Raw genomic sequence first — 26,627 nt, 5'->3', positions numbered from 1 at the left:
CCCTCGCCGAGTCGTGGCGATCGGCGGACGCCCCTTCGGTCGAGTCGTGAGTATTGGCCTTGTTTTGCGACCGGGATCCACGACTCGGGGAAGGGGTGGCGGACCGAACGCCACGACTCGGCGGTTAGTAGACGATTGCTTGGGTGTTCTCCGTGAGGATTTCTTCGGTGAAGGTGGGGGCGCCGGAGATGCGGGTGCCGGGGAGGACGTCTGCCTCGGTGAGGTTGCGGCGTTTGGCGCACTGGGTGCAGACGGTGAGTTGGCCGCCTTCGAGTACTGCGGCGAGCAGGTCGGCGAGTGGGGCCGCGTGGGGGAGTTCGAAGGACTCGGCGCGGCCGGGAACAGCGAACCAGACGGCTTCGCCGGTGAGCCAGAGGGAGACCGTCGCGCCGGCGGCTACGGCGGAGGCGGCGACGGTGAAGGCCTGGTTGGCGCGTTCGGCTTCCTCGGCACCTGCAGTCAGCTTGATCACCAGCGCGCGCGACATCCCGCCACCGTATCCGAAACCCCCACACCACAACCCCACGTCCACAACCCGCACCAGAACCCCACGTCCAGAACCCCACGTCCAGAACGCACGTCCGGCACCCGCGTCCGAACCTTTGTCCGGGGCTCGCGTCCGAACCTGCGTCCGAACCTGCGTCCGAACCTGTGTCCGGGCTCGCGTCCGAACCTGCGTCCGGGACCGGCATCCGGGACCGGCATCCGGGACCGGCATCCGCAGGACCTGCGCTCGCAGGATCTGCGCCCGGGTCTGGGCCCGTCCGGGACTCGCGTCCGAGCCATCGTCCGGGGTCCGCGTCCGGGACCCGCCTCCGGGACCCGCATCCGCAGGACATGCGCCCGCAGGATCCGCGCCCGCGTCCGGGACCCGCCTCCGGGACCCGCGTCCACAGGACCTGCGCCCGCGTCCGGGACCCGCCTCCGGGACCCGCGTCCACAGGACCTGCGCCCGCGTCCGGGACCCGCCTCCGGGACCCGCGTCCACAGGACCTGCGCCCGCGTCCGGGACCCGCCTCCGGGACCCGCGTCCACAGGACGTGCGCTCACAGGACATGCGCCCGGGTCTGGGACCCGTCCGGAACCGGCGTCCGAACCTGCGTCCGGGGCTCGTGTCCGAACCTGTGTCCGGGACCCGCGTTCGAACCTGTGTCCGGGACCCGCGTTCGAACTCGCGTCCGGGACCGGCATCCGCAGGACCTTCGCCCGCGTCCGGGACCCGCGTCCACGGGACCTGCGCTCACAGGGCCCGCGCCCGCAGGATCTGCGCCCTGGTGTGGGACCGGGGCTGGGCACCGCGCTCACAGGACCCGCGCTCACAGGGCCCGCACCCGCAGGACCCGCGTCCGCGGCACCTGTACCGCAGGATCTGCGTCCGTGGGTTGCGGTGCGGGGGTGGGCGTGCGGGATGTCACGTGGTGGGTGATGGGGGTGTGGGTGGGGGTGCTTTAGACTGCGGGTGTGTTGCATGTTGTGTTCACCACGTTGCTGATTCTGGTCTGTGTGTTCATGGGCTGGTTCTCGGCGTTTGTCGTCTATCGGCTGTATCGCGGCCGTCACGCGGGCTGAGTGATCCCATGGCGTTCGAGATTCCGCAGGATCTGCACCCGGATCTGATGCCGTTGGCGTGGCTGCTCGGGCGTTGGGAGGGGCGCGGGCACGGGGACTACCCGACGATCGAGAAGTTCGAGTTCGGGCAGCAGATCGACTTCACCCACAACGGGAAGCCGTACCTGCACTATGTCAGCCAGACGTTCAAGGTTGCCGAGGACGGGACCAAGGAGCGTCCGCTCGCGGTGGAGACCGGGTTCTGGCGGCCGCAGCCGGACAACAAGCTCGAGGTGATCCTGGCGCACCCGACGGGGATCGCGGAGATCTGGTACGGCGACATCGACGGCGCGAAGATCGAGCTGCAGACCGACGTGGTCGCGCGCACCACCTCCGCCAAGGAGGTCACCGCCGGCCACCGGCTGTACGGGCTGGTCAACGGCGAGCTGCTCTGGGCGTACGACATGGCCGCCGAGGGCCAGTCGCTGCAGCCGCACCTCTGGGCAACCCTGGTCCGCAGCTAACTCTCGGCCACCCAGGAGTACTCGACCTTCGGCCGGCCGCTCCGCCCGTCGTACCGTTGCGTGCGTAGCGCCTGCCCCTGATCGGCGAGGTGTTCGAGGTAGCGCCGCGCCGTGATCCGCGACGTACCGAGTGACGTCGCCACTTCCTCGGCGGTCCAGCCTTCCCGGTTTCCCAGCAGTTGTACGACGCGGTCCAGCACGCCTCCGGCAAGCCCCTTCGGCACCGACGAGACGGTTGCCGGGTGCAACAACCGGTCGACCTCGTCCTGATCCGCGACGACCTCTCCGAGGGCGGCGGCCCGTCGTTGCCGCGCGTACGCCGTCAACCGGTCCCGGAGGGTCTCGAACGCGAACGGCTTCAGCACGTACTGCACGACCCCGATCCGCGCCGCCGCCTGCACGGCGGCGACCTCCCGCGCGGACGTCACCGCGACCACGTCGGTTTGGTTGCCGAGAGCACGCATTCGCCGGACGATGTCCAGCCCGTGCCCGTCCGGCAGATGCATGTCCAGCAGCACCAGGTCGACGCCCCCGCGGGCAAGCACCTGCAGCGCGCGCCCGGCGGTACCGGCGACGCCGGCGCACGTGAACCCAGGCAGGCGATCGACGTACGTGCGATGGGCTTCCGCCGCGACCGGGTCGTCCTCGACGACCAGCACCCGGAGGTCAGGCACTCGCGCTCACCGCCCTGGGCAGCCGCACCCGCACTGTCAACGCGGGTACTTCGTCCAGCTCGGAATCCGGGTCGACCATCAGCGAACCCTGCCACCGCTCGACCGTACTGCGCACCAGTACGAGCCCCAGCCCGTGGCCCGGCTCGGCCTTCGTCGTCCAGCCGCGCTCGAACATGTGCGCCAGCTCCGCCGACCCCAGCTCGGCGCCGGTGTTCGTCACGATCAGGTCCACCGCGTCTGCGGTGGTCGCGGCCCGGAGCTCGACCTTCCGCGGCGCCGGCCCGCCGCGCGCCGCCTCGATCGCGTTGTCCAGCAGGTTTCCGACCACGGTCACCACGTCCTGCGCCGGCAGCCGGGTGTTCAGTGCCTCGTGTCCGAGGTCGAGCGTGAGCAGGACGCCACGCTCCTGCGCCTGCGACAACTTTGCCAGCAGCAACGACGCGAGCACCGGGTCGCCGACCGTACCGACGACGCGGTCCGTCATCGCCTGTGCGAACTGCAACTCCGACACTGCGAACTCCCGGGCCCGTTCCGGCTTGCCGATCTCGATCAGGCTGACCACGGTGTGCAGCCGGTTCGATGCCTCATGATTCTGTGCCTGCAGCGATTCCGCCAAACTCCGGACCGCGTCCAGCTCGCCGAGCAGCCGCTGCAACTGGGTGTGGTCCCGCAGCGTGACGATCCGCCCGCGCCCGGACGGCTGCTGGTTCACGACCACGACGCCCTGCGCGCCGAGGTGCAGTTCGTCGTACGCCGTCCGCCCGGTGGCGAGGAGCTCCGCGAGCGGGGCGCCGAGGTGCAGGTCCTCCAGCGGCGTACCGGGTACGACGGTGCGCAGCCCGAGCAACGTCAGCGCCTCGTCGTTCGCCAGCTGGACCCGCCCGTCGGTGTCGAGCAGGATCAGGCCTTCGCGCGCGGCGTGCAGTACACCCTCGTAGAAGTCGAGCATCCGCGCGAGCGACTGCGTGCCCACGCCGCGGGTCGCCCGCCGTACCCGCCAGGTGACGAGTGCGTTGCCGGCGATCGCGATCCCGAGCATCAGGCTGGCGATCCCGAGCATCGAGCGCAGGTCGAGTCTGGCCAACTCCCACCAGCTCGGTGCGGCCAGACCGCTGACCGCCGCGTCGCGAAGGGCCTGCGCGCGGGAACGACTGACCATCACGATCCAGGACATCGCGATGAGTACCGTGACCGTGACGGTCTGCAGCCAAAAGACCTGGCGGCGCAGCTCCCACGGCCTGTGCTTCATGCCGAACAGTTTGCACCGCGAACGATATGAACGAAATGCGCGCTTCTCCTGTGCGTCACGTCACAGTTACCCAACAACCCCTCCGCCAGGCTCATACAGGGAGTCCCACCAATGTCGAGCCCGACCGAACCCCGCCCGACGCCGGTCCGCAACGACCGGACCCATTTCCTCTACATCGCCGTCATCGTCGCCGTCCTGCTCGGTATCGGTGTCGGGTTCCTGTTCCCCGATTTCGCGGTCGAGCTGAAACCGCTCGGCACCGGCTTCGTGAACCTGATCAAGATGCTGATCAGCCCGATCATCTTCTGCACGCTGGTGCTCGGCATCGGCTCCGTCCGGCAGGCCGCCAGCGTCGGCAAGGTCGGTGGCCTCGCGCTCGTCTACTTCCTGGTGATGTCGACGATCGCGCTGGGCATCGGCCTCGTGGTCGGCAACATCGTGCAGCCGGGTGCCGGTCTCGACCTGACCGACAAGCTGCGCAAGACCGGGCAGGCGCAGGCCGCCGGCGCGCACACGAGCTCGACGGACTTCGTCCTCGGCATCATCCCGAAGTCGCTGCTCTCCTCGCTGACCGAGGGACAGGTGCTGCAGACCGTGCTGGTCGCGCTCCTCGTCGGGTTCGCGCTGCAGGCGATGGGCGCCAAGGGGCAGCCGATCCTGGTCGGCATCGGTCACATCCAGCGGCTGGTCTTCAAGGTGCTGTCGATGATCATGTGGACGGCACCGGTCGGTGCGTTCGGCGCGATCGCGGCCGTGGTCGGCGCGACCGGCTGGGACGCACTGGTCAGCCTCGGCAAGATCATGCTGGCCTTCTACATCACCTGCCTGCTGTTCGTGATCGTCGTACTGGGGGCGATCCTGCGGCTGGTGACCGGGCTGTCGATCTTCCAGTTGCTCCGCTATCTGGGCCGTGAGTTCCTGCTGATCGTGTCCAGTTCGTCGTCGGAGACCGCGCTGCCGCGGCTGATCGGCAAGATGGAACATCTCGGTATCGACAGGTCGGTCGTCGGTATCACCGTGCCGACCGGGTACTCCTTCAACCTGGACGGTACGGCGATCTACCTGACGATGGCGTCGCTGTACATCGCGGAGGCGATGAACACGCCGTTCTCGGTCGGGCAGCAGATTTCGCTGCTGCTGTTCATGATCCTCGCCTCGAAGGGTGCCGCCGGTGTCACCGGTGCGGGCCTGGCCACGCTGGCCGGCGGCCTGCAGTCGCACCGGCCGGAGCTGCTCGACGGTGTCGGGCTGATCGTCGGCATCGACCGGTTCATGTCCGAGGCGCGGGCGCTGACGAACTTCGCCGGCAACGCGGTCGCCACCCTCCTGGTCGGCCACTGGGTCGGCGAGTTCGACAAGGAGCAGGCCAGGCGGGTCTTCGCCGGCAACGACCCGTTCGACGAGGTCGCGTTCGCCGCCGGCGACACGCACGGCGGCGAGGCCGCGACCACAGCCCCCGCCGTCACCGGGGCCCGCACCGACGCATAGACCATCTGTCCCACCCCTCGAGCACTGCCCGCCGGAACCACAGACCGGCGGGCAGTGCTGTGCAGGGAAAGAGCTCAGCGGCCGTGCAGCAGCTCCACCACCGGCGCCAGGTCCTCCAGGTACATCGAGTTGACCGTGATGTACGACGTGCCGAACTCGTCCCGCCGCCGCTGCAGCTCGTCCGCCATCTCCTGGGGCGTACCGCGGAGCAGCATCAGCGAGTCGCTGGCCTCGAGTACTTCGGGATCCACGCCGGCCGCGCGCTTCGTCCATGGCGGCAGCTCGCGGGTACCGGCCGCGAACAGGTTGGTCGCCAGCTCGATCTCGTCGGCCCGCGATCCGGCCAGCTCAGCCAGGTCCTTGACCAGCTGGGCGACCTCGGCGCGCGGCGTCATCGCGTCCTTCGCCAGCGACACGATGTCGGCACGGGCGGCGGCCAGGGCGAGCGCCCGCGGTCCGCCGGCGGCCAGCATGATCGGCGTACGGCGGTCACCGTCGAGTTCCTGCAGCACGTCCAGGGTGCGGCGTACCTGGTCGCGGCGTTCCTTCGCCGAGCCCCACGGCAGCCCGATGTCCGCGGTCTGCTGCTCCGCGTCCGGCCGCCCGGTGCCGATACCGAACTCGAACCGGCCGTCCGTGAGCACGGTCAGCGTGTGCGCCTCCCATGCCGCGGCCCGCGGCGTACGCAACGGAGCCGCCGCGACGAACGTGCCGACCCGGATGTCCGCGACCGCGGCGGCCATCGCCAGCGACGGGAACGGTGACGGCAGCTGCAGGCCGTCGGGCATCAGTACGGTCGTGTACCCGAGCTCCGCGGCCCGGCGTACGGTCGTCGTCCACTCTGCTCCGGTCCGCGGGCTGCCGACCACGCCGAACCGGAATGCCCTGTCGCTCATCGTCCCGCTCCCTCCGAAAGTTTGTCCTTCCAGACTGGCGCTGGAAGGGGTCTGTCCACATCCCACGGCGGGAGTCCTTCGGTGTACGCCGAAGGACGTACTCTGGTGACATGTCACGCAACCGCAGCCCCCTGCTGGACCGCCCCGGCGCTGTCGAGGCCGACGGACTCGACGCCGGTGTCGCCGCGCACTACGGCTCGGATCTGCGCGAGCAACGCGCACTGGTCGCGGGTACGGCGTTCGTCGACCTCTCGCACCGGGACGTCGTCACGATCACCGGGCCGGACCGGCTGACCTGGCTGCACGCGCTGACCACGCAGTACTTCGAAGGGCTCAAGCCGGGGACGTCCACGACGGCGCTGCTGCTGTCGCCGACAGGGCACGTCGAGCATGTGATGTACGGCGTGGACGACGGCGAGACGTTCTGGTTGCACACCGAGCCGGGAGCTGCTGCCGCGTTGGTGGAGTGGCTGCAGAAGATGGTGTTCATGTCGCGCGTGGAGATCGCGGACGTGACTGACCAGTACGCGATCGTCTGGCGGCCGGGCGCGGCCGAAGGCGAGCATCTGACGCGGAGTGGTGAGGATTCGCTGGGCGGGCACGAGGTGTTCCTGCCGCGGGGCGAGCTGGCGGGGCTCGAAGGAGCAGCGGCGGGGGTTTGGGCGTACGAGGCGTTGCGGATCGCGGCCGGGCAGCCGCGGTTCGGGTTGGACACGGACGAGCGGGCGATTCCGAACGAGTTGGGGTGGCTCGGGGTCGGCGTACACCTGAACAAGGGGTGCTATCGCGGGCAGGAGACGGTCGCCCGGGTGCACAACCTCGGCCGGCCGCCGCGGCGGCTGGTGCTGCTGCACCTCGACGGCTCGGTCGACCACCTGCCGGCCCACGGGTACGCCGTCCGCGCCGGCGAGAAGCAGGTCGGCTCGATCGGCTCCGCCGCGCGGCACCACGAGCTGGGGCCGATCGCCCTCGCGCTGGTCAAGCGCAACGTCGACCCCGCGGCCGAGCTGGAAATCGTCGCCGAGGACCAGCCGACGGTCACCGCGACCCAGGAACTACTGGTCGACCCCGAGGCCGGCCTGCACGTCCGCGCCAGGCTCTAAGTCACCCGGAGGCTAAGTCACCCGGAGGCGGCGGGCGCTGGTGGGGAGGGTGGCTTTGCTGGCGAGGCCCAGGGTGCGGAGGAACTGTTCGAGGCTGAAGGCTGCCATTCCGAGGGCGACGGGGTTGCCGGGGACCTGGGAGGCCTCGACGGTCAGGTCGGGGAGCGAACCCGGCAGAACATGATCCGGGAGTTCCGCGCGGACCGCCGGGATCAGCCAGCCGCTCAGCGCGGACGTCGTCCAGCCGGTGAGCGTGATGTGCGAGATGTTCAGCAAGTTGACGAGGTCACCGAGCGACGCTGCCAGGTAGTGCGACGTACGCCGTGCCAGCTCCACGAGCGCCTCGTCGTCCCGTGCCAGACCGTCCGCGACCGCGTCCACGAACCCGCGCTGCTGCGCCTCCCGGAGCGCGGGGTGCTCCGGATCGATCTCGGCCAGCGTCGTTTGCAGCCCGCAGACCCCCAGGTACGCCTCGACGCAGCCTCGCCGCCCGCACCGGCACGCCCGGCCGTCGAGCTGGAGCAGCGTATGCCCCCACTCGCCCGCGTTGTTCGCCTCGCCGCGCAGCAGGGCGCGGTCGATCACGATTCCGGCGCCGACCCCGGTGCCGAGGTTGACCACGGCCATGCTCTTTGTGGTCCGCCCGACACCGAACCACAGCTCCGACAGCGCGACCGCCTTCAGCGGATTGTCGACGTACACGGGCAGGCCGAGGCGTTCCGCGAGCAGCGCCTCGATCGTGACGTCGTGCCAGTCCCAGTTCGGCGCGAACACCGAGACGCCGGCGTCCGGCCGCACCTGACCGGGCATGCTGACCCCGGCCCCGATGATCTGCTCCCGCTCGGTGCTGCCGTCCGCGACCGCCGCATCGATCGCGCGGACGATGCCGTCGACGACGTACTCCTGCCCGTTCTGGTGCTCGTCGAGCGGGACCTGGCTCTGCCCGAGCGGCTGCAGGAGTACGTCGTACACGGTCGCGTCGACGTACGTCTCGGCGACGTCGATGCCGAGGATGCGGCCGCGGTCGGGGTCGATGGTGAGCCGCTCGTACGGGCGGCCGACCGTGTTCTGCTCGACCGTCGCGATCCGCAGCACACCCTCGGACAGGAACTGGGTGACCAGCGTGGCCACCGTCGCCGTGCTCAGCCCGGTGTGCCGGGCGATCTCTTGCCGGGTCGACGGCCCCAGCGTGAACAGTGCGTGCAGCACCTCGAACCGGCTCTCGTTGCGCAGGTCCCGTGATGTCTGCCGCGGCAACTGTCCTCCCCTAGCTGGTCTCGATCCCGATCGTCCGAAGCTCCGGTACGGCGGGCCCGGCGGCGCCCTGAACCAGTAGCGTCAGCCCGGTCCATCCCGGCGGGATCCACAGTACGTCGGGATCGCCGCCGGAGAACGCCGGCCGGTCGCCGAGCCAGACGCGGCCGAGGCACTCCCCGGACGCCCACCCGGTGATCCGGGCCTGAGTGCCCTCGGCCCGGAGCAGAGCGCCATTCTCCAACGTTGGAAGCGACAGGTCGAGCCACGCCTCCTCGCCCGGGCGGAGCGTCAGCGGCAGTTCGACGTCCACCCCGTCCTCGCGCCGGGACGCGAACTCGGTCAGCAGCTCGTCGTTCTGGGTCGCGCAGGTCCAGTCACGGATCGCGCTCAGCGTGAGCAGCTCGGCCCGGAGGCCGCCGCCGCTCGGATCGTGGGGGAGCGTCACCGAGATCTGCTTGGTCCCGGTCGGCAGGAGCACCCACGGGTCCTCGCGGTGGACGGTCACCGGTACGCCGTCGTCCACGGTCACGCTGACCGGCGCGCGGACACCGTCCAGGTGCAGCGCGGCCGGTGCCTCGGTGTCGACCCGCCGCGTGTAGCTGATCGGCGTACCGATGCGGGTGCTGCTCCAACCGGCCAGGTTGCGCACCGGAGCCGGGTCGCCCGCCCAGTGACCGTCCACTGTCCAGAGCGCGGAGATGTCCCGTGCCTCGACGACGTTCCACAGCGTGCCGAGGCCGCGGAGCGCGCCGAGCCGCATGGACGGCAGCCGGACGTCGTCGAAGTTCGCGTGCCCCCAGATCTCGACGGTGGCCCGGAGTTCGCCGTCGAGTCCGCGGACGTCGATGCGTTCGGTTGCCCCGAAGCCGGCGAACGTGTGCACCCGGCCGCCGATCGACAGATCGACGATGTCGGCCGCACCGACCAGCAGCAGCTCACCGGTCAGCTCGGCCGTCGTCGTGTATGTACCGCGCCCACGGGACACCCCGAGCGCCTCCAGCGGCGGCGGGACCTCGTACGTACCCGCCGGGACCGCGGCCGGTGCCGACGTACGCCGCCGTACAGCGGCAACACCTGAGCCGGGGACTTCCGGCTCGGCGACCTCCGGTGGGGGCTCGACGGTGACGGCTACGCCTTCGACGATCCGGGACGCCCCGACCGGGATCTCCTCGGTGGTGCGGCCAATGATCACGGTCACCGGCACTGACGAGCAGAACAGCAGGCCGTCCTTCGCCGACATCAGGTCGGCCGACGCGAAGTGCAGAGTGCTGGTTCCGAGCGGCAGATCGAGCAGCATCAGCGGGCACGAGTCGGCGGCCACGGCGACCGTGGTCCCCTCGACGGTCGCGTACCCGTCCTCGGCACCCAGGTTCGGTACGGCGACCAGCCGGCCGCCGCCGTCCAGGTCCAGCACCGAGTGCGACGAGCTCGTCGGGAAGTCGGCGGTCACCTCGATCGGCGTACCCGGCGTCGCGGCCGCCAGCCGCGGCCCGAGAGCCTCGAGTACCCAGGCCAGCACCTGCGCCTCGGCGTACTCCGAACGCTCCACGCCGGTCGACGACACGTAGCCGCCGAAGTCGTACCCGTGGCTCATGAAGTTCCCGGGCCGTCCCCAGTTCCCCGTCGACGGGGTGTACCCGAAGTTCCACCCCGAGGACTGCAGGTACGGCGCGATCAGCGAGGCACCGCTGGCCAGCAGCCGACGGAGCGTCCGATGCCGCCGGTTCGTCTCGGTGACGAGCAGCGGCAGCCCGCGCCCCGCGAGCAGCCCCGCGTACCGCCGTACCTCCTCCTCCACGAACGGCGAGTCGTCGTCCGGATAGAAGTTGCACGCCGGTACGACGCCCGCGACCTCACCGGTGGCGCCGAACAGGTCGCCCTGCCCGGAACACGCGATCAGCGGTACGTCGACGCCGTGGGCAACGGCCTTGTCGCGCAGCGCGGCGATGTACCCGGGCCGATCCGCGCAGTCGAAGAAGTCCAGCTCGTTCTCGAGCTGCACCATGATCACCGATCCGCCCGCCCCGTGCTGACGCGCCGCCAGGATCGGCAGCACCTGGTCGAACCAGGTCATCACCTGCGCGAGGTACCTCGGCTCGTTCTGCCGGACGCGCAACTCCGGGTCGAGGCCGAGCCACGCCGGCAACGCACCGCCGTCCCACTCCGAGCAGATGTACGGACCGGGCCGGGCGATGACGTGCAGCCCGGTCTCGGCGGCGAGGTCCAGGAACGCGGCGACGTCCCGGCGGCCGTCGAACGACCAGCGGCCGGGGGACAGCTCGTGGAAGTTCCACGGCAGATACACGTCCACGCAGGTGTAGCCGGATCGCCGTACCTGTTCCAGTCGTTCCTGCCACTGCTCGCGAGGCAACCGGAAGTAGAACAACGACGCGCACAGCACGATCCGCGGCGTACCGTCGATGGTGATGCCGCGTGCATCCAATCTGACTGTCACTTGACCCCTGCGCTTCCGCCGCTGATGTCCATCTCGTACAGGTACCGCTGCCCCAGGTAGTACACCAGGATCATCGGCAGCGTGAGCAGGATGGACCCGACCATCACCAGGTTCCACGGTGGCGCCTGCAGCGCCTGCGACGTACTGGTGATGTACTGCACGCCCAGTGCCAGCGGCATCTTCGACTCGTCGTTCAGGTAGATCAGCGGGCCCATGAAGTCGCCCCAGGTCGCGGTCAGCGTGAAGATGCCGATCGCGATCAGGACCGGCGCGAGCATCGGCAGCATGATCCGCCGGTAGATGCCGAAGAAGCCCAGGCCGTCGACCATCGCGGCCTCGTCGATCTCGCTCGGCAGCCGGGACACGAACTGCCGGACCAGGAACACGTTGAACGCGTTGGAGAAGAAGTTCGGCACGATCAGCGGCAGGTAGGTGTTCACCCAGCCGAGGTCCTTGAACAGGATGAACTGCGGGATCATCGTGATCTGCGACGGGATCATCATGGTCGCGATCACGATGATGAACAGCGCGTTCTTGCCCGGCGCCCGCAACCGTGCGAACGCGTAACCGACCAGGCCGCTGGACAGCACCTGGCCGAGCACCGCGCCGGCCGAGATGATCACCGAGTTCAGCAGGAAGCGCTGCATCGGCAGCTCGGTGGAGAACACCCGGGTGAAGTTCTCCCAGTGGAACTCGCGCGGCAGGATCGTGAAGGTGTTCGCGTTCACCGTCTGGTCGCTGGACAACGCGATCGACACCACGAACACCAGCGGCACGCACAGCACGGCGGACACCAGGATCAGCGTCGCGTAGGAGAACGGCGTCGCGCGGAAAACCCCGACAACGCGTTCCTTCGGCGTACTGCGTTCGCGGGCCGGCGTCGCCGCGGACAGTGCGGTCGCCATCTACCTCACCTCGGTTTCGTAGAACACCCAGCGACGGGCGGTGCGGAAGGCCAGCAGCGTGAACCCGAGGATGACCAGGAACAGCATCCACGAGATCGCCGAGGCGTAGCCCATCTTGTAGAACGAGAACGCCTGGTCGAACAGCAGCGGAACCATCGTCTGGCTGGCGTTGTTCGGGCCGCCCTTGGTCAGGATGTACACCTGGGAGAACACCTGGAACGCGCCGATCAGCCCCATGATCAGGTTGAAGAAGATGATCGGCGTCAACTGCGGGACGGTGATGCTCCAGAACTGCCGGATCGGCGACGCGCCGTCCACCTCGGCGGCTTCATAGAGCTCCCGCGGAATCCCTTTCATTGCCGCGAGCAACAGTACGGTCGCCCCGCCGGCACCCCACACGGACAGCAGGATCAGCGCGGGCTTCACCCACACTGCCTCCAGCAGCCACGACGGACCGGGGAGGCCGAACAGGCCGAGTGCGTCGTTCAGCGGGCCGGACGGTGCGAGCACCATCTTGAAGATCATCGCGGTGGCGACCAGCGGGACCAGCGTCGGCAGGTAGATCAGCGTCCGGAACAGCTTGCGGGCGCGAACCTGCTTGTTCAGCAGGTTCGCCAGCCACAGTCCGATCACCAGTCCGAGCGGGACCGAGATCGCGGCGTAGTAGAACGTGTTCCACAACGCCTTCCAGAACACCGGATCGTCGGTGAGCAATCGGGTGTAGTTCTGCAGCCCGACCCACTTCGGCGGCGTGAACGAGTCCCAGTCGGTCAGCGAGATGTAGATCGACGAGATCATCGGCCCGAGCAGGAAGACCACGAAGCCGATGATCCACGGCGAGGCGAACAGGTAGAACCAGAGCGCCTCGCGGCGGCGCAGCCTCGACATCAGGCCGGCTTGACGATGGACTCGAGCTGCTTCTGGATCGCGGTCAGCGCGGTCCGCGCGTCCTGCTTGCCGAGCCAGAAGTCGGCCAGCCCGTCGTCGAACGCCTTCTGCATCTCGTTCCACTGCGGGATGAACGGCGCCCGGTAGACGAAACCGCTCGACTCCCCGAACACGTTCATGTTCACCGGCTTGGTCATCCAGGACGGCTTCAGGAACGCGTCGCTCTTCTGTACGTCGAGGTTGGCCGGCACGTCCTGCCCGGTCGCGATGATCTGCTGCTGCGCGTCCGGTGAGGTGAGGAAGTCGATGGCCTTCAACGCCGCCGCCGGGTTCTTCGCCGTACGGGAAACAGCCAGGCCGCTGCCGAACGCGCTCACGGCCTGCTGCTTGCCTTTCCACAGCGGCGCGATGTCCCAGTCGATCTTCGACTTGGTCAGTCCGCTGATCGCCCAGAAGCCGGTGGTGTTGACCGCGACCTTGCCGTTCGCGAACGCCTGGTCGCCGCCGATGTCCGCGCCCATGTCGGCGTACTGCTTCGCCGTCGGTACGACGCCGTGCTTGTAGATCAGGTCGCCGGCCCACTGCAGTGCCTCGATCACCTCGTCGGTGGCGACGGTGGGCTTGCCGCTGTCGTCGATGATCTTCCCGCCGTTCTGGTAGACGAAGCTCCACCATTGCGGCCACCAGCCCGAACCGCCGTACCCCCACTGCTTACCCGGGATGCTCAGTTCCTTGAACGCCGACAGCGTGTCGTCCCAGGTCCAGTCCGCGGTCGGCGCCTTGATGCCCTTCGCCTCGAACAGCGCCTTGTTGTAGTAGACGATCATCGCGCCGGAGCGGTCCGGGATCGCGTAGACCTTGTCCTGGTAGGAGTACAGCTTCCCGATCGAGCCGAACCGCTTCTCCAGGTCGATCCCGGCCTTGCTCGCCAGGTCGTCGAGCGGCTGGATCTGGTTCTTGCTCGAGTACACGTTGACGCTCTCGGCGACCTCCATGATGTCCGGCCCCTTGCCGCCGGCAATCATCGTCTGCACCTTCTGCGCGTACCCGTCGTTCGGGATCAGCTGCAACGTGATCTTCAGCTTCGGGTACTTCGCCGTGAGCAGGTCGATCCGCTTCTGGTACGCCGTCTTGTCGGACTCGCCGCCCCACACCGTCATCACCAGGTCGGCGGCTTCCGCATCGCCCGACGCCGTGGCGCTCTTGTTGTCCGATCCGCAGGCGGTCAGCGTGATGACGCCGGCTGCCAGTCCCATTCCGAGAAATCCACGCCGTCCCAGCCGTGTGTCCATCGTCATCGCGTGACCCTCCAGCATGTTGGGTCCTGAGGGTTTCTGTTCAACCCTGAGGATTTGGGTGGCGGTTAAACTAACCATTGGAATAATCGTTGACAAGACCTCGGGCCCCGAGATCCCGAACCGTGACCGGCGGCAGGCTCCGGCCGTGATCCGAATCATTCGCAACAGGCTGTTTTGCACCTGTACAGTTCAGCCGTGACCGAACCTGTGATCCTGGCCGACGTCGTCCGCAGCGGCTTCGTCGAAGGCCACCACCGCGGCTCCGTCGTGGTGTCGAACCCCGACGGCTCCGTCGAGTGGTCCGCCGGCATCGTGGACGAGCCGATGTTCCCGCGCTCCTCCAACAAGCCCATGCAAGCCCTCGGCATGCTCCGCAACGGCCTCCCGCTCACCGGCGAACTTCTCGCCCTGGCCGGCGCCTCCCACTCCGGCGAACAGTTCCACCTCGACGGCGTCCGGGCGATCCTCGCGAAGGCCGGGCTGGACGAGTCGGCGCTGCGGACGCCCACGGCGTACCCGGTGGAGCCCGCGGACCGGGACGCCTGGGTGTGCGCCGGGCGGGCGCCGGAGCGGGTCGCGATGAACTGCTCGGGCAAGCACGCCGCGATGATCCTGACCAGCACGCTCAACGGCTGGCCGATCCACGACCCGGCCACCGAGCAGGATCCGCACGCCAAGTGGGGCCGCGACGACTACCGGTCGCCGGACCATCCGCTGCAGCAGGCGATCCGGACCGCGATCGAGGACTCGGCCGGCGAGAAGGTGTCGTACGTCGCGGTCGACGGCTGCGGTGCGCCGATCTTCGCGATCAGCCTGGCCGGCCTGGCCCGGTCGTTCGGGCTCTTCGCGGCGTCGGCGCCGGACACGTACGAGGGGCGGGTGGCGAACGCCTTCCGCGAGTTCCCGCAGTACGCCAGCGGGAGTACCCGGGAAGAGACCAAGCTGATCCGCGGGGTCGACGGGTTGTTCTGCAAGGTCGGCGCCGAGGGCGTGTTCGCCGTGGGGCTCGCCGACGGGCGCGGGATCGCGCTGAAGATCGAGGACGGCGACGGGGCGAAGCGCTCCCGGGAGCTGGTGACCGCGGCGACGTTGCGCCGGATCGGCGTCGAGGCGCCGGTGATCGACGAGCTGCTCGACACCGTCGTACTGGGTGGTGGCGTGAAGGTCGGACAGATCCGCCCGAGCGCATTGTTCGGCTGAGCTTTCCGGAAACTTTTCGCCGCGGAGCGCCGACTTCTTTCCGGAAAGGACGCCCGAGGGCGGATCTGCGGATACGCCCGCTGTCGTATGCGTGCGGCGGCGGGCGTTTCTATGGTGGTCGGGTGGACGAGGCGATCGTGGTGGGTGGCGGGATCGGGGGGATGGCGGCTGCTGCCGCGCTCGGGCGGGCCGGGTGGCGGGTGCGGGTGCTGGAGAGTGCGCCGGAGTTCCGCGAGGTCGGGGCGGGGCTGGCGGTGACGGCGAACGGGTTGCGGGCCGCGCAGGTGATCGGGGCCGCGGACGGGATCCGGGACAAGGGGTACGTCGTACGGGCGGCCGGGACCCGGCGGTGGGACGGGGAATGGTTGCTCAAGGCACCGGACGCTGACGGTACCCGGATGACCGGGATCCACCGGCAGCGGCTGCACGAAGCGGTCGCCGGGGTGCAGGAGGCGGAGCTGGTCACCGGCGCTCGGGTGACCGCCGTCGAGCCCGGTACGCCGGGTGGCGAGCGGGCACGCGTGACGTGGAACGAGAAGCACAGCGCGCGGGCGGACCTGGTGGTCGGGGCGGACGGGATCCGGAGCTTCACGCGGAACGTCCTGTTCGGGAACGCCTTGAAATACACGGGTTTCAGCTGCTGGCGGGCCGCGACGGCGGACGACGTCCTCGACGACAGGTTCGCGATGACGTGGGGGCGGCGGGCGGAGTTCGGGGCGTTGCGGATCAGCGCGGACGAGGTCTACTGGTACGGGTACGTCGCGATGCCGAGCGGGCAGGTGATCGCCGACGAGGTGCGAGCCGTGCGGGAATACTTCGCCGGCTGGGCTCCCGACGTACGGCGGCTGACCGAGACCACCGGCGAGGTGATCCGGCACGACGTGTGGGTGCTGGGCCGACCGTTGCCGAGGTACACCGGAGGGCGGGTGGTGCTGCTCGGGGACGCCGCGCATCCGATGCTGCCGACGCTCGGGCAGGGCGCGAACTCGGCGATGGAGGACGCGGTGTCGCTGGGGCTGCTGGTCCGGGCCGGGGATCACCTGCCGACGGGGCTGGCGAAGTACGAGAAGGCCAGGTATCGGCGGACCCAGAAACTGGTGAACCGGTCGGCGTGGATGGCGCGGACCGGCGCGCATCTGGGGCGGGGGCAGTGGCTGCGGAACGCGCTGCTCAAACGCACCCCACCGCGAGCGGCGTTGCGGAACGGGACCCGGATCTTCGAGTGGACCCCGCCCGGTTCATTTGGCGCGTAGGCGGTCCACGGGCGGGGACGCGAACGGGAGCGGCGTCGTGGGTTCGGGGAGCGAGTAGCCGGCGTACAGGCGGCGGCGGACCGCCTCCAGCGGGAAGGTCTCGCGGTAGATCGCGAGTTTCACCGTCACGCCCTCCAACGTTGCTCTGAGCAACATCTCCTCGACGGCCGGGTCGGCGGCGCCGCGGGCCGCGAACACGTCCCGGATGGCGTCCTCGACCAGCGACAGGCGCTCGGACTTGGCGTCCTCGACGCGGGCGAACACGTCGTGGGTCCCGGGCTGCATCATCAGGCTGATCGCGAGCCGCTGGATCGGCAGGCTGGCGGCCGCGGCCGTGAGCGCGCCGTCGATGATGCCGGCCAGACGTTCATCAGGAGTTCCCTGGATGGACAGGATGCCCGCGATGCCGTCCAGCCAGCGGTCCAGGAGCTCCGCGGCCAGCTGCTCCTTGGTGGCGAAGTAGTACGCGACCAGGCCGCGGGAGACGCCCGCGACCGCGGTGATCTCGGAGATCGAGGCGGCCTCGTACCCCTTGGCGGCGAAGACCTCGAGGGCTGCGGCCAGGATCCGCTCCCGGGACCGCTCCCGCAGCTCCCGGTTCAGGCTCGCCGATCGCGGCACTGAGTTCCTCGCAATTGGTCAGGGCCCTGAAGCGCCGGGCAACCCCCACACCCCTGTGCCCGGCGCCTCGGGGCTGACCCCCCGTGGTTACGGCCCCTCCCCAGGCGCCGTTTATAGACTGGACGTCCAGTCAACAAAAGTCAAAGGCTGTCCCGTTTTCCGGACACGAGCGGTGAACAGGTAAGATGACGTTGCTGCGCCCTGTGTCGAGTGGCACGTGAAACCAGCCGTAGCCACCGCCAGATCCCTCTCATTGCTTGGAGCGCTTCCTCATGCCTGTCCGTAACGACCTGCGCAACGTCGCGATCGTGGCCCACGTCGACCACGGGAAGACCACCCTCGTGGACGCGATGCTGTGGCAGTCCGGCGCGTTCGGTGCCCATCAGCACGTCGACGAGCGGGCGATGGACTCCGGCGACCTGGAGCGTGAGAAGGGCATCACGATCCTCGCCAAGAACACCGCCGTCCGGCACAAGATGGCCAACGGCGAGCAGATGACGATCAACATCATCGACACCCCGGGCCACGCCGACTTCGGCGGCGAGGTCGAGCGCGGGCTGTCGATGGTGGACGCGATTGTGCTGCTGGTGGACGCCTCCGAGGGCCCGCTGCCGCAGACCCGGTTCGTGCTCCGCAAGGCGCTGGCCCGGAAGATGCCGGTGATCCTCGTGGTGAACAAGGTGGACCGCCCGGACGCCCGGATCTCCGAGGTCGTCGACGAGACCTACGAGCTGTTCCTGGACCTGCTCGACCACGACGCCGATCAGAGCGCGCTGGACTTCCCGGTGGTGTACGCGTCGGCCCGGGCCGGCCGCGCCTCGCTGAACCAGCCGGCCGACGGCGGCCTGCCGGACTCCGAGGACCTCGAGCCGCTGTTCGAGACGATCCTCAACAACGTGCCGGCCCCGGAGTACACCGAGGACGCGCCGCTGCAGGCGCACGTCACCAACCTGGACGCGTCTCCGTTCCTCGGCCGGCTCGCGCTGGTCCGGGTGCACGAAGGCACGCTGAAGAAGGGCTCGCAGGTCGCCTGGTGCCGCCACGACGGCTCGATCCAGAAGGTCAAGATCACCGAACTGCTGGTCACCGAGGCGCTCGAGCGGGTGCCCGGCGACTCGGCCGGTCCGGGCGACATCGTCGCGATCGCGGGCATCCCGGAGATCATGATCGGCGACACGCTGACCGACCCGGACAACCCCAAGCCGCTGCCGCTGATCACCGTGGACGAGCCGGCCATCTCGATGACGATCGGTACCAACACCTCGCCGCTGGCCGGCCGGGTCAAGGGCACCAAGGTGACCGCGCGGCTGGTGAAGGACCGGCTCGACCGTGAGCTGGTCGGCAACGTGTCGCTGAAGGTGCTGCCGACCGAGCGCCCGGACGCCTGGGAGGTGCAGGGCCGTGGTGAGCTGGCGCTGGCCATCCTGGTCGAGCAGATGCGTCGCGAGGGCTACGAGCTCACCGTCGGCAAGCCGCAGGTGGTCACCCGTGAGATCGACGGGAAGCGGCACGAGCCGGTCGAGCGGCTGACGATCGACTGCCCCGAGGAGTACCTCGGTACCGTCACCCAGCTGCTCGCGGTCCGCAAGGGCCGGATGGAGCAGATGACCAACCACGGCACCGGCTGGGTCCGGATGGAGTTCCTGGTGCCCGCGCGTGGCCTGATCGGGTTCCGCACCGAGTTCCTCACCGACACCCGCGGTACCGGCATCGCGCACCACGTGTTCGAGGGGTACGAGCCGTGGTTCGGCGAGCTGCGGACGCGCCCGTCCGGCTCGCTGGTGTCGGACCGGGCCGGCGCCGCGACGTCGTACGCGATGATCAACCTGCAGGAGCGCGGCACCATGTTCGTGGAGCCGGCCACCGAGGTGTACGAGGGCATGATCGTCGGCGAGAACTCCCGCTCCGACGACATGGACGTCAACATCACCAAGGAAAAGAAGATGACCAACGTCCGCTCGAACGCGGACGAGTTCGAGAAGCTGGTGCCGGCCCGGAAGCTGTCGCTGGAGCAGTCGCTGGAGTTCTGCCGCGAGGACGAGTGCGTCGAGGTCACGCCGGACGCGATCCGCATGCGGAAGGTCGCGCTGACGCAGATCGAGCGCTCCAAGCTCGGCCGCAAGAGCAAGAGCTGACGGATGCTGGATCGCGGAGTGATCGACGGCCTGTTCCCGAGCGACCTTCCGGAGCCGCAGCACTGGGAGGACACGTACCCGCAGCGCGAGCTGCCCGAGGGGGCGAAGGTCACCCGTCTCGGCCCGTCGCCCACCGGGTTCATCCACATCGGCGGCGTCTACGTCGGGATGATCGACCGGGACATCTCGTCGAACAGCGGTGGGGTCTACCTGGTCCGGGTCGAGGACACCGACCAGTCGCGTGAGGTCGAGGGCGCGCTCGAGCAGTTCGGGCGCGCGTTCGACTACTTCGGAATCAGCTCCGACGAGGACAAGGATCACGGTTCGTACGGGCCGTACCTGCAGTCGCAGCGCGAGCGGATCTACCTGACGTACGTGCGGCACCTGCTCCGGCAGGGCAAGGCGTACCTGTGCTTCGCGACGAAGGACGAGCTGGCTGACATCACTGCCCGCCAGCAGGCCGCGAAGCTCCCGACCGGGTACTACGGCAAGTGGGCGATCTGGCGTGACGCCGATCCGTCCGAGGTCGCCGCGAAGCTCGCCGAGGGTACGCCGTACGTCGTGCGCTTCCGCACGCCCGACGACGCCGACGGGCAGCGGACCGGCTTCGTCGACGCGATCCGCGGCCGGCTCGAGCACGAGGCGAACCGCAACGACGCGGTCATCCTGAAGTCCTCGGACCAGTCGCCGCGACTCCCGACGTACCACTTCGCGCACGCGGTCGACGACCACCTGATGCGGATCAACCTGGTGATCCGGGGTGACGAGTGGATCTCCTCGGTGCCGCTGCACCAGCAGCTGTTCGCGGCGCTGGAGTTCGACGCGATCGAGTACGCGCACATCGCCCCGCTGATGAAGCAGATTCCCGGCGGCAAGCGGAAGCTGTCGAAGCGGAAGGACCCCGAGGCCGGCGTCGACTTCTACATCGGCGAGGGCTACCCGGCCGAGGCGGTGCTGTACTACCTGCGTGGGCTGGCCAACGGACGCCTCGCGGAGCTGCCGCTCGCCGAGGCACTGACGACACCGATCGACCTGGGCCAGTGCGGCGTCGCGGGTCCGCTCGTCGACCTGGTCAAGCTCGAGGACATCAGCGCCGACTACATCGCTACGCTCAGCGGGCAGCAGATCCTCGACGCGGTCCGCGCCTGGGCCACGGAGTACGACCCCGACCTGGTGCCGGTCCTCGACAACGAGAGGGACCTGGCGCTGCGGGCGCTCGCAGTCGAGCGTGACGGTGTCGAGAACCCGCGCAAGGACCTGCGCAAGTGGTCCGACTTCCGCGCGGCGTACGGCTTCTTCTTCACCGGGCTGTTCGTCCCGGTCGCCGGGCCGGCTGACGAACGGCTCGTCCCGCTCGGTGTCGCCCCGGACGTCACCGCGGCGTTCGCCCGCGATCTTGTCGCCGGGTACGAGCACCGTGACGACCCGCAGGAGTGGTTCGACCAGGTGCGCTCGCTCGCCGCGAAGCACGGGTTCGCGCCGAACGCCAAGGAGTACAAGAAGGACCCGGACGCGTACGCGGGGTCGATCCGCGAGGCGTCGCAGCTGGTCCGCGTCGCGATCACGGGCGCGACCCGCAGTCCGGACCTGCACGCGACGGCGCAGGCGCTCGGTGAGGCAGAGATCCTGCGTCGGCTGAGGGCGCTGGCCGGCGCGTAACTGCTGTGGCTGAAGGGACTCCAGGGACTCGTAGGCCACGAACTGGACACGGTCGCTCACAGCGCGCGACCCGGACTACATCGGTGTGATAAGTAATTCTTCGGCTGCGGGGCGGGGAAAAGAAGTTCCGATTCGTTACCAACCAGACGTGAAGTAGCGACGTCTGTCTTGTGGAAGCACTCTTTGGGGGAAGGACAAGGGAATCATGGGCATTCTGCGTAAGCTCGGCGCGACCTTGACGGCTGCCGCGTTCGTCGGCGTCGGAGCACTGACGGCGTCCACCGCGGCCGAGGCCGCACCGCAGGTTGCGGGGTCGGCGCAGAGTTCGGCGACCGCGCCGAAGCCGGTGGGCCTGCCGCCGTCGGCCGCCCCGGCGGCGACGAAGAGCACGGCGGCGAGCCGGGCGGCCGTGATGCGCAAGTACCGGCTGGACAGCCGCTGCATGACCCGCGGCCGGGTGCTGTGCATCAACAAGCACACCCGCAAGCTGGTCTACCTGGTCAACGGCAAGCCGGTGCAGGTGATGGACGTCCGGTTCGGTGCGATGAAGACCCCGACCCGGAACGGCGTCTTCAAGGTCTACCGGAAGTCGAAGAACCACGTCTCGACGCTGTACCACTCGAAGATGCCGTACGCGATGTTCTTCAGCGGCGGCCAGGCGGTGCACTACTCGTCGGACTTCCGCGCCCGCGGCTACAACGGCGCCTCGCACGGCTGCGTGAACGTTCGCGACAAGAGCAAGATCGCCTGGGTGTTCGCCCGGGTGCACGTCGGCGACAAGGTCGTCGTCTACAACAAGTGAGCTGACTGATCGACAGCGGCCGGGGAGCTACTGCCCGGCCGCTGTCGCGTTCCGGAAGGCCTTGTACAACCGGGGTTCCACCAGACAGAACGTTGCCCTGGACACCTTTGCCCGCGTACCGAGCAGCGTCTGTACGGCGATGTCCGCGGCCGACTGGGCCGGCCAGCCGTAGATCCCGGCCGAGACCGCCGGCAACGTCATCGTCGCGACGCCGAGCTCGTCCGCGATCCGCAGGGCGTCGCGGTAGCAGGACTCGAGCAACGCCGGATCGCGCTGGCCGGCCGTGTAGTTCGGGCCGACCACGTGGATCACGTACGTCGCCGGCAGCGCGCCCGCCGTGGTCCACACCGCCGTACCGGTGGGGGTGCCGTTCGGGTATCGCTCGACGAGCTCTCGGAGGATCTCGGGACCACCGGCCCGATGGATCGCCCCGTCAACCCCACCGCCGCCGCGCAGCGCGTGATGCGCCGCGTTGACGATCGCGTCGGCGGGCACCGTGGTGATGTCCGCGGTGCTCAGCACGATCTCCATGAGCGATTCCTCCGGTACGCTGAGGGACCAACCATTTCGGTGGTGTGGACGTCCTACGAGTGTAGGAAGGGGGTCCGATGCGCGGGCTGATCGTTCGGAAACTGCTCTCGACGCTGGTCGTCGGCGGGGCGATTGCGGCACTCATGGGTGCTGGAATGACCGCCACCGCGTCGACCGAGGACGTGCGGGCGACGCCGTTCGAGATCAGCGGTGAGCTGCCGATCTATCCGAAGGCCGTGTTCAAGAACGGCTCCAGCGGTAAGGACGTGCGCAAGGTCGAGGCCCGGCTCGTGCAGCTGAAACTGCTCGAGAAGCGGTACCAGGACGACGACTTCGGGACCATGACCCGGTCCGCGGTGAAGAAGTTCCAGAAGTCCAAGGGCATTCCGCCGCTCGGGTACCTCGATCAGAACACCCTGGACCAGTTGGTCAAGGCGACCCACGAGCCGACCCAGGCCGAGCTGTACCCGCCGGCGCCGGTGGTGGACGGCAAGAAGCTCGACCCGCGGTGCGCGACCGGGGTGGCGCTGTGCATCGACAAGAGCACCCGCAAACTGCGGTACGTCGTCGACGGCGTCGTGAAGATGCAGATGGACGTCCGGTTCGGCGCGGTGAAGACCGCGACCCGCGAGGGCAGCTTCACGGTCGGCTGGAAGAGCCGGAACCACGTGTCGACGCTGTACGACTCGAAGATGCCGTACGCGATGTTCTTCAGCGGCGGCCAGGCGGTGCACTACTCGTCGGACTTCGCGGCCCGCGGCTACAACGGCGCGTCCCACGGCTGCGTGAACGTCCGCGACCTGGCCAAGATCAAGGTCCTCTTCGACGAGGTCCACGTCGGCGACAAGGTGATCGTCTACCGCTCGTGAGTCAGAGCGGGCGCGGCCCCCGGCGGCGCCGGATCCCCCAGCCGCCGCGGCCACGGCCGGTGGCGGCGCGCAGGGCGGGACGGGCGTCGACCAGGTAGACGGCGGACGCGACGATGCCGATCAGGCCGAAGAAGCTCAGCCATCCCTGGAACACCTGGCTGAGTGCGAACACGGCCAGGATCAGCACCCAGCCGGGCTTGGTGAGCTTGTCGGCAGCGATGAACACGGCCCGTGGCCGGAACGCCGCGTCGGCGAGCGCCACCAGTTTGATAGCCATCAGGACCCACCAGATCACGGACAGCGGATCTGCGAATCCGGGGATCAGGCTTTGCCAGATGCTCATGTTACGAGCCTAACCGACAGCCGGGCGGCCCACCGCTGCTCGAGCGCAGCGGGGGACCGCCCGGACCCGGATTCACCCCGCAGTGCGGGGATCGTCACGCTCAGTCGCCGACCTTGTCGGCGGCGGACTCGGCGGCCTTGGCGGCGGCCTTCGCGGTCTTCCGGGCGCTCGTCGCGGTCGCCTTCACGTTCCGGGACGCGGTCTGCGCGGTCTTCTTGACGGTGGTGCGGGTGGCCTTGGCCTTGCTCACCGTGGTCTTCGCGGCGGCCTCCAGGTCCTCGGTGGCCTGCTGGTGGCGGATCCGCTCGACCAGGTCCTTGCCGCGGCCGGCCAGGTCCTCGTAGGTCTCCTCGGCCTGGCCGAGGACGACGGTCAGACCGGTCTGCGCGGTCTTCGGCAGCTCGCGGAGCTTCGCCGGGGCGGTCCGGGCGTCGGCGACGATCGCCTCGAAGCGCTTGGTCAGCTCGGACTGCGCCCTGGTGAATTCCTTGGTGAGCTCGGCCTGCAGGGTCTTCTGGTCGAGCTTCGCGATCCGGGCGGTCACGTCGACGCCGACGGCGCGGACCTTCTCGACCGCGAGGTCGCCGGCGCCGGCGATCGCGTAGAACGGGGTAACGGGCGTACGGGTAGCCATCAGGCTGCTCCTCGGGGTGTCTGGTTCAGTCAGCAGTGGGGGTGTTCTCGCGGACGAACGACGCGTACACGTCCAGCAGCACTCGCTTCTGCCGTTCGTTCAGCGCCGGGTCGAGCAGGACGGCGTCGACCACACCGGAGGGCTGCTTGCCCTCCTGGCTCTCGTCCGGATCGAGGATGCCGGCCCGTACGTACAGGGTCTCCGCGGAGATCCGCAACGCCTTCGCGAGCTGCTGCAGCACGTCGGCCGACGGTTTCCGCAGGCCGCGCTCGATCTGGCTGAGGTACGGGTTCGACACTCCGGCCAGGTCGGACAACTGCCGCAGCGACAACTGCGCGTGCCGCCGCTGCTCGGCGAGGTACTCCCCGAGGGAGCCCACCGCCCCAGCTGCCCGATCACTCAGCTTGGCCATACCCCCAGTGTGCTAGCAAGGCGCTTGCAATTGCAAGCAGACCCACGGTGACCCCGCTCACGCGGACGGGCAACACCAGGGGATAACCTGCCGGGTTACTGTTCGCGGTGGACCTTGTGCTGGGCGGCCTGGGCGCGGGGGCGGACCGTGATGCGGTCGATGTTCACGTGTGCGGGGCGGGTGGCGATCCAGGCGACGATGTCGGCGACGTCGTCGGAGGTCAGCGGCTCGCGGACCCCGGCGTACACCGCGTCGGCCTTGGCCTGGTCACCCTGGAAGCGGGTCAGCGCGAAGCCCTCGCTCTGCACCATGCCGGGGGCGATCTCGGTGACCCGGACCGGCTGGTCGTACAGCTCCAGGCGGAGCGTGTCGACGACCGCCTTCGCGCCGTGCTTGGCGGCGACGTACCCGCCGCCGCCCTCGTACGCGACCTGGCCGGCCGTCGAACCCATCACGATGATCGTGCCGCGCCCGGCGATGAGGGCCGGGAGCAACGACTTGGTGACCGCGGCGACGGCGATCACGTTCACCTCGTACATCCGCCGCCAGGCGTCCAGGTCCGCCTCGGCCACCGGCTCGAGCCCGAACGCGCCGCCGGCGTTGTTCACCAGTACCTGCAGCTCGTCGCCGACGGCCTCGGTCAGCGTGGCGACGTCCGCCGCGGACGTGACGTCGCACTGCACCGCGCGGCCGTCGATCTCCTTGGCCAGCGCCTCGATCCGGTCCAGCCGCCGCGCGGCGCAGATCACCTCGAAACCCTCGCGGGCGAGGTGTCGCGCCGACGCGGCCCCGATCCCACTGCTAGCACCGGTCACCACGGCAAGAGGTCGAGTCGTCATACCCCAAGCTTCTCAAAGTCCCGGACCGGCTCGACGGGCAGTCTCACCGGCCGCCGGGCCGCCGCGACGACGCCGGCCAGCGCGACCAGGCTCACCGCCAGGAATCCGCCGAACAGGCCCAGCGTCTGTACGTCGGGGTGGATCAGCGACTGTCCGCGGAACGCCTGCACCGCGACGGTCACCATCACGCCGGTGTACGCGAAGGCCGCGACGCCGACGAGCCGCGCCCGTACCCGCTCCGGCCGCAGCCAGGTCGCCCGCCGGCCGAGGAAGTGCAGTGCGAGCAGGACGATCAGCAGGAAGTGGATCGCGTGCAGGCCGACGAAGTGCGGGATCCGCAGGTCGCCGCCGACCGTGCTCCAGTGCGTCAGCGGCATCCCCGGACCGCCGGCCTCGACGCCGATCCCGTGGCTGCCGGCGAGCGTCACCGGGTGACCGTACGCGTCCTTGACCTCGGTGTGCTGCCCGTTCGCCCCGACCAGGTAGAACGCGAGCGCCATTCCCGCGACAGCCAGCCCCAGACCGACCCGGATGGCCCGGTTCAGCGGCGCGTCGCCGACCCGCTGGAACAGCAGCATGATCGCCACCACCAGGCTCGCGCCGAACAGCCCGAGTACGCCGGACATGAACACCTGCTGCCCGACCTGGTTGAAGGTGTCGAGGTTCGCGTTGAAGTGGCTGAAGGTACCGCGAGCGGCCTGTACGGCGATGAACCCGACGTCGACCACTCCGGTGATCGCGAATACGGTGCCGGTCCACCAGCCGAAGCGTTTCGCCTTGCGCAGCTTGGAAAGCAGCCACGCCAGCGTCGCGCCGTACAGGACGAACGAGATGCCGAACTTGAACGGCTTGAGCCACACCGACTCGTTGAGGATCTCCCGGTGGTCGACTGCGAGACCGACCCCGGACGTCAGGACCAGACCGGCCATGGCGAGCACCATCAGCAGCAACGGACGATGCCACGACTTGACTTCTTCAAGGGCTGTACGCATGCCTCAATGCTTTCGGCGAACGGCCCGGACCACAGTGGGGCGAGAGCGTCAG

General features: G+C 69.1%; 25 protein-coding genes. 9 read left to right on the top strand and 16 right to left on the bottom strand.

Annotated elements, in window-relative coordinates; all coding sequences use genetic code 11:
* Nucleotides 1–124: 124 nt before the first annotated feature.
* A complete protein-coding gene (locus AB0M51_RS26650) occupies nucleotides 125–487 on the bottom strand; it encodes a DsrE family protein (RefSeq protein ID WP_363750953.1) in 363 nt (120 codons plus the stop codon).
* A 1,090-nt stretch (nucleotides 488–1,577) separates the two neighbouring features.
* Here AB0M51_RS26650 and AB0M51_RS26645 point away from each other — a divergent pair.
* Nucleotides 1,578–2,072 (top strand): FABP family protein, encoded by a 495-nt coding sequence (locus AB0M51_RS26645; RefSeq protein WP_344200242.1) that lies wholly within the window; start codon nucleotides 1,578–1,580, stop codon nucleotides 2,070–2,072.
* Here the strand turns inward: AB0M51_RS26645 and AB0M51_RS26640 are convergent.
* Both AB0M51_RS26640 and AB0M51_RS26635 read right to left on the bottom strand, forming a co-directional pair.
* A complete protein-coding gene (locus AB0M51_RS26640) occupies nucleotides 2,069–2,746 on the bottom strand; it encodes a response regulator (RefSeq protein WP_344200240.1) in 678 nt (225 codons plus the stop codon). The genes AB0M51_RS26645 and AB0M51_RS26640 overlap by 4 nt on opposite strands.
* Entirely contained in the window at nucleotides 2,739–3,995 is a 1,257-nt protein-coding gene (locus tag AB0M51_RS26635) for an ATP-binding protein (RefSeq protein WP_344200237.1), read from the bottom strand. Before AB0M51_RS26635 ends, AB0M51_RS26640 begins: the two co-directional genes overlap by 8 nt.
* Nucleotides 3,996–4,106: 111 nt before the next feature.
* Here AB0M51_RS26635 and AB0M51_RS26630 point away from each other — a divergent pair, with 111 nt between their 5' ends.
* Nucleotides 4,107–5,483 (top strand): cation:dicarboxylase symporter family transporter, encoded by a 1,377-nt coding sequence (locus AB0M51_RS26630; protein ID WP_344200234.1) that lies wholly within the window; start codon nucleotides 4,107–4,109, stop codon nucleotides 5,481–5,483.
* A 74-nt stretch (nucleotides 5,484–5,557) separates the two neighbouring features.
* Here AB0M51_RS26630 and AB0M51_RS26625 read toward each other — a convergent pair whose 3' ends face one another.
* A complete protein-coding gene (locus AB0M51_RS26625; protein ID WP_344200231.1) occupies nucleotides 5,558–6,379 on the bottom strand; it encodes an LLM class flavin-dependent oxidoreductase in 822 nt (273 codons plus the stop codon).
* Between the two features lie 110 nt (nucleotides 6,380–6,489).
* Between AB0M51_RS26625 and AB0M51_RS26620 the strand changes: the two genes are divergently transcribed.
* Nucleotides 6,490–7,482: a glycine cleavage T C-terminal barrel domain-containing protein gene (locus AB0M51_RS26620; RefSeq protein WP_344200229.1), complete on the top strand. Its 993-nt coding sequence runs from the start codon at nucleotides 6,490–6,492 to the stop codon at nucleotides 7,480–7,482.
* A 12-nt stretch (nucleotides 7,483–7,494) separates the two neighbouring features.
* On the opposite strand, the gene AB0M51_RS26615 is transcribed toward AB0M51_RS26620, so the two are convergent.
* Genes AB0M51_RS26615 through AB0M51_RS26595 form a run of 5 tightly spaced genes read right to left on the bottom strand, consistent with a single transcriptional unit; the run spans nucleotide 7,495 to nucleotide 14,285 of the window.
* On the bottom strand, nucleotides 7,495–8,739 hold the full coding sequence (locus AB0M51_RS26615; protein ID WP_344200226.1) for an ROK family transcriptional regulator: 1,245 nt from the start codon (nucleotides 8,737–8,739) through the stop codon (nucleotides 7,495–7,497).
* 10 nt (nucleotides 8,740–8,749) lie between these two features.
* Nucleotides 8,750–11,194, bottom strand: a complete 2,445-nt coding sequence (locus AB0M51_RS26610) for a beta-galactosidase (protein ID WP_344200223.1) — start codon at nucleotides 11,192–11,194, stop codon at nucleotides 8,750–8,752.
* Entirely contained in the window at nucleotides 11,191–12,099 is a 909-nt protein-coding gene (locus AB0M51_RS26605) for a carbohydrate ABC transporter permease (protein ID WP_344200220.1), read from the bottom strand. Before AB0M51_RS26605 ends, AB0M51_RS26610 begins: the two co-directional genes overlap by 4 nt.
* Complete coding sequence (locus AB0M51_RS26600; RefSeq protein WP_344200217.1) at nucleotides 12,100–12,987, bottom strand: sugar ABC transporter permease; 888 nt, start codon at nucleotides 12,985–12,987, stop codon at nucleotides 12,100–12,102.
* On the bottom strand, nucleotides 12,987–14,285 hold the full coding sequence (locus AB0M51_RS26595; RefSeq protein WP_344200215.1) for a sugar ABC transporter substrate-binding protein: 1,299 nt from the start codon (nucleotides 14,283–14,285) through the stop codon (nucleotides 12,987–12,989). The genes AB0M51_RS26600 and AB0M51_RS26595 overlap by 1 nt, the downstream gene beginning before the upstream one ends.
* 195 nt (nucleotides 14,286–14,480) lie before the next feature.
* Here AB0M51_RS26595 and AB0M51_RS26590 point away from each other — a divergent pair, with 195 nt between their 5' ends.
* Both AB0M51_RS26590 and AB0M51_RS26585 read left to right on the top strand, forming a co-directional pair.
* Complete coding sequence (locus AB0M51_RS26590; protein WP_344200212.1) at nucleotides 14,481–15,485, top strand: asparaginase; 1,005 nt, start codon at nucleotides 14,481–14,483, stop codon at nucleotides 15,483–15,485.
* Between the two features lie 122 nt (nucleotides 15,486–15,607).
* Nucleotides 15,608–16,738, top strand: a complete 1,131-nt coding sequence (locus AB0M51_RS26585; RefSeq protein ID WP_344200210.1) for an FAD-dependent monooxygenase — start codon at nucleotides 15,608–15,610, stop codon at nucleotides 16,736–16,738.
* Here AB0M51_RS26585 and AB0M51_RS26580 read toward each other — a convergent pair.
* Nucleotides 16,724–17,359 carry a helix-turn-helix domain-containing protein gene (locus tag AB0M51_RS26580; protein WP_344200207.1) on the bottom strand — a complete coding sequence of 212 codons (636 nt, stop codon included), beginning with the start codon at nucleotides 17,357–17,359 and terminating at the stop codon, nucleotides 16,724–16,726. The two genes, AB0M51_RS26585 and AB0M51_RS26580, sit on opposite strands and share 15 nt — an antisense overlap.
* Nucleotides 17,360–17,631: 272 nt before the next feature.
* Between AB0M51_RS26580 and typA the strand changes: the two genes are divergently transcribed.
* From typA to AB0M51_RS26565, 3 genes are all read left to right on the top strand, one after another.
* A complete protein-coding gene (typA, locus tag AB0M51_RS26575; RefSeq protein WP_344200204.1) occupies nucleotides 17,632–19,494 on the top strand; it encodes a translational GTPase TypA in 1,863 nt (620 codons plus the stop codon).
* A gap of 3 nt (nucleotides 19,495–19,497) precedes the next feature.
* On the top strand, nucleotides 19,498–21,153 hold the full coding sequence (locus tag AB0M51_RS26570) for a glutamate--tRNA ligase family protein (protein ID WP_344200202.1): 1,656 nt from the start codon (nucleotides 19,498–19,500) through the stop codon (nucleotides 21,151–21,153).
* A 205-nt stretch (nucleotides 21,154–21,358) separates the two neighbouring features.
* Nucleotides 21,359–21,955, top strand: a complete 597-nt coding sequence (locus tag AB0M51_RS26565; RefSeq protein WP_344200199.1) for a L,D-transpeptidase family protein — start codon at nucleotides 21,359–21,361, stop codon at nucleotides 21,953–21,955.
* A 27-nt stretch (nucleotides 21,956–21,982) separates the two neighbouring features.
* Here AB0M51_RS26565 and AB0M51_RS26560 read toward each other — a convergent pair whose 3' ends face one another.
* On the bottom strand, nucleotides 21,983–22,486 hold the full coding sequence (locus AB0M51_RS26560) for a macro domain-containing protein (RefSeq protein WP_344200196.1): 504 nt from the start codon (nucleotides 22,484–22,486) through the stop codon (nucleotides 21,983–21,985).
* Between the two features lie 77 nt (nucleotides 22,487–22,563).
* On the opposite strand from AB0M51_RS26560, the gene AB0M51_RS26555 reads away from it, so the two are divergent.
* Nucleotides 22,564–23,355, top strand: coding sequence for a L,D-transpeptidase family protein (locus AB0M51_RS26555; protein WP_344200193.1), 792 nt, complete (start codon nucleotides 22,564–22,566; stop codon nucleotides 23,353–23,355).
* 1 nt (nucleotide 23,356) lies between these two features.
* Here the strand turns inward: AB0M51_RS26555 and AB0M51_RS26550 are convergent, their stop codons facing one another.
* The 5 genes from AB0M51_RS26550 to AB0M51_RS26530 all read right to left on the bottom strand — a co-directional run bounded on the left by AB0M51_RS26550 (nucleotide 23,357) and on the right by AB0M51_RS26530 (nucleotide 26,575).
* A complete protein-coding gene (locus AB0M51_RS26550; protein WP_344200190.1) occupies nucleotides 23,357–23,698 on the bottom strand; it encodes a DUF2516 family protein in 342 nt (113 codons plus the stop codon).
* A 100-nt stretch (nucleotides 23,699–23,798) separates the two neighbouring features.
* Complete coding sequence (locus tag AB0M51_RS26545; protein WP_344200187.1) at nucleotides 23,799–24,332, bottom strand: hypothetical protein; 534 nt, start codon at nucleotides 24,330–24,332, stop codon at nucleotides 23,799–23,801.
* Nucleotides 24,333–24,357: 25 nt separating this feature from the next.
* Entirely contained in the window at nucleotides 24,358–24,744 is a 387-nt protein-coding gene (locus AB0M51_RS26540) for a helix-turn-helix transcriptional regulator (protein ID WP_344200184.1), read from the bottom strand.
* 95 nt (nucleotides 24,745–24,839) lie between these two features.
* Nucleotides 24,840–25,583 (bottom strand): SDR family NAD(P)-dependent oxidoreductase, encoded by a 744-nt coding sequence (locus AB0M51_RS26535; RefSeq protein ID WP_344200181.1) that lies wholly within the window; start codon nucleotides 25,581–25,583, stop codon nucleotides 24,840–24,842.
* Complete coding sequence (locus tag AB0M51_RS26530) at nucleotides 25,580–26,575, bottom strand: hypothetical protein (protein WP_344200178.1); 996 nt, start codon at nucleotides 26,573–26,575, stop codon at nucleotides 25,580–25,582. The genes AB0M51_RS26535 and AB0M51_RS26530 overlap by 4 nt, the downstream gene beginning before the upstream one ends.
* Nucleotides 26,576–26,627: the final 52 nt, after the last annotated feature.

The organism is Kribbella sp. NPDC051137 (assembly GCF_040682535.1).
Lineage (GTDB): Bacteria > Actinomycetota > Actinomycetes > Propionibacteriales > Kribbellaceae > Kribbella > Kribbella karoonensis.
This window is presented reverse-complemented; position numbering and strand designations above follow the sequence as displayed.

Coding starts and splice junctions, on each gene's coding strand:
- AB0M51_RS26650 (WP_363750953.1), bottom strand. CDS start 487: ATGTCGCGCGCGCTGGTGATCAAGCTGACTGCAGGTGCCGAGGAAGCC.
- AB0M51_RS26645 (WP_344200242.1), top strand. CDS start 1,578: ATGGCGTTCGAGATTCCGCAGGATCTGCACCCGGATCTGATGCCGTTG.
- AB0M51_RS26635 (WP_344200237.1), bottom strand. CDS start 3,995: ATGAAGCACAGGCCGTGGGAGCTGCGCCGCCAGGTCTTTTGGCTGCAG.
- AB0M51_RS26630 (WP_344200234.1), top strand. CDS start 4,107: ATGTCGAGCCCGACCGAACCCCGCCCGACGCCGGTCCGCAACGACCGG.
- AB0M51_RS26625 (WP_344200231.1), bottom strand. CDS start 6,379: ATGAGCGACAGGGCATTCCGGTTCGGCGTGGTCGGCAGCCCGCGGACC.
- AB0M51_RS26620 (WP_344200229.1), top strand. CDS start 6,490: ATGTCACGCAACCGCAGCCCCCTGCTGGACCGCCCCGGCGCTGTCGAG.
- AB0M51_RS26605 (WP_344200220.1), bottom strand. CDS start 12,099: ATGGCGACCGCACTGTCCGCGGCGACGCCGGCCCGCGAACGCAGTACG.
- AB0M51_RS26600 (WP_344200217.1), bottom strand. CDS start 12,987: ATGTCGAGGCTGCGCCGCCGCGAGGCGCTCTGGTTCTACCTGTTCGCC.
- AB0M51_RS26595 (WP_344200215.1), bottom strand. CDS start 14,285: ATGACGATGGACACACGGCTGGGACGGCGTGGATTTCTCGGAATGGGA.
- typA (WP_344200204.1), top strand. CDS start 17,632: ATGCCTGTCCGTAACGACCTGCGCAACGTCGCGATCGTGGCCCACGTC.
- AB0M51_RS26570 (WP_344200202.1), top strand. CDS start 19,498: ATGCTGGATCGCGGAGTGATCGACGGCCTGTTCCCGAGCGACCTTCCG.
- AB0M51_RS26565 (WP_344200199.1), top strand. CDS start 21,359: ATGGGCATTCTGCGTAAGCTCGGCGCGACCTTGACGGCTGCCGCGTTC.
- AB0M51_RS26560 (WP_344200196.1), bottom strand. CDS start 22,486: ATGGAGATCGTGCTGAGCACCGCGGACATCACCACGGTGCCCGCCGAC.
- AB0M51_RS26555 (WP_344200193.1), top strand. CDS start 22,564: ATGCGCGGGCTGATCGTTCGGAAACTGCTCTCGACGCTGGTCGTCGGC.
- AB0M51_RS26550 (WP_344200190.1), bottom strand. CDS start 23,698: ATGAGCATCTGGCAAAGCCTGATCCCCGGATTCGCAGATCCGCTGTCC.
- AB0M51_RS26545 (WP_344200187.1), bottom strand. CDS start 24,332: ATGGCTACCCGTACGCCCGTTACCCCGTTCTACGCGATCGCCGGCGCC.
- AB0M51_RS26540 (WP_344200184.1), bottom strand. CDS start 24,744: ATGGCCAAGCTGAGTGATCGGGCAGCTGGGGCGGTGGGCTCCCTCGGG.
- AB0M51_RS26535 (WP_344200181.1), bottom strand. CDS start 25,583: ATGACGACTCGACCTCTTGCCGTGGTGACCGGTGCTAGCAGTGGGATC.
- AB0M51_RS26530 (WP_344200178.1), bottom strand. CDS start 26,575: ATGCGTACAGCCCTTGAAGAAGTCAAGTCGTGGCATCGTCCGTTGCTG.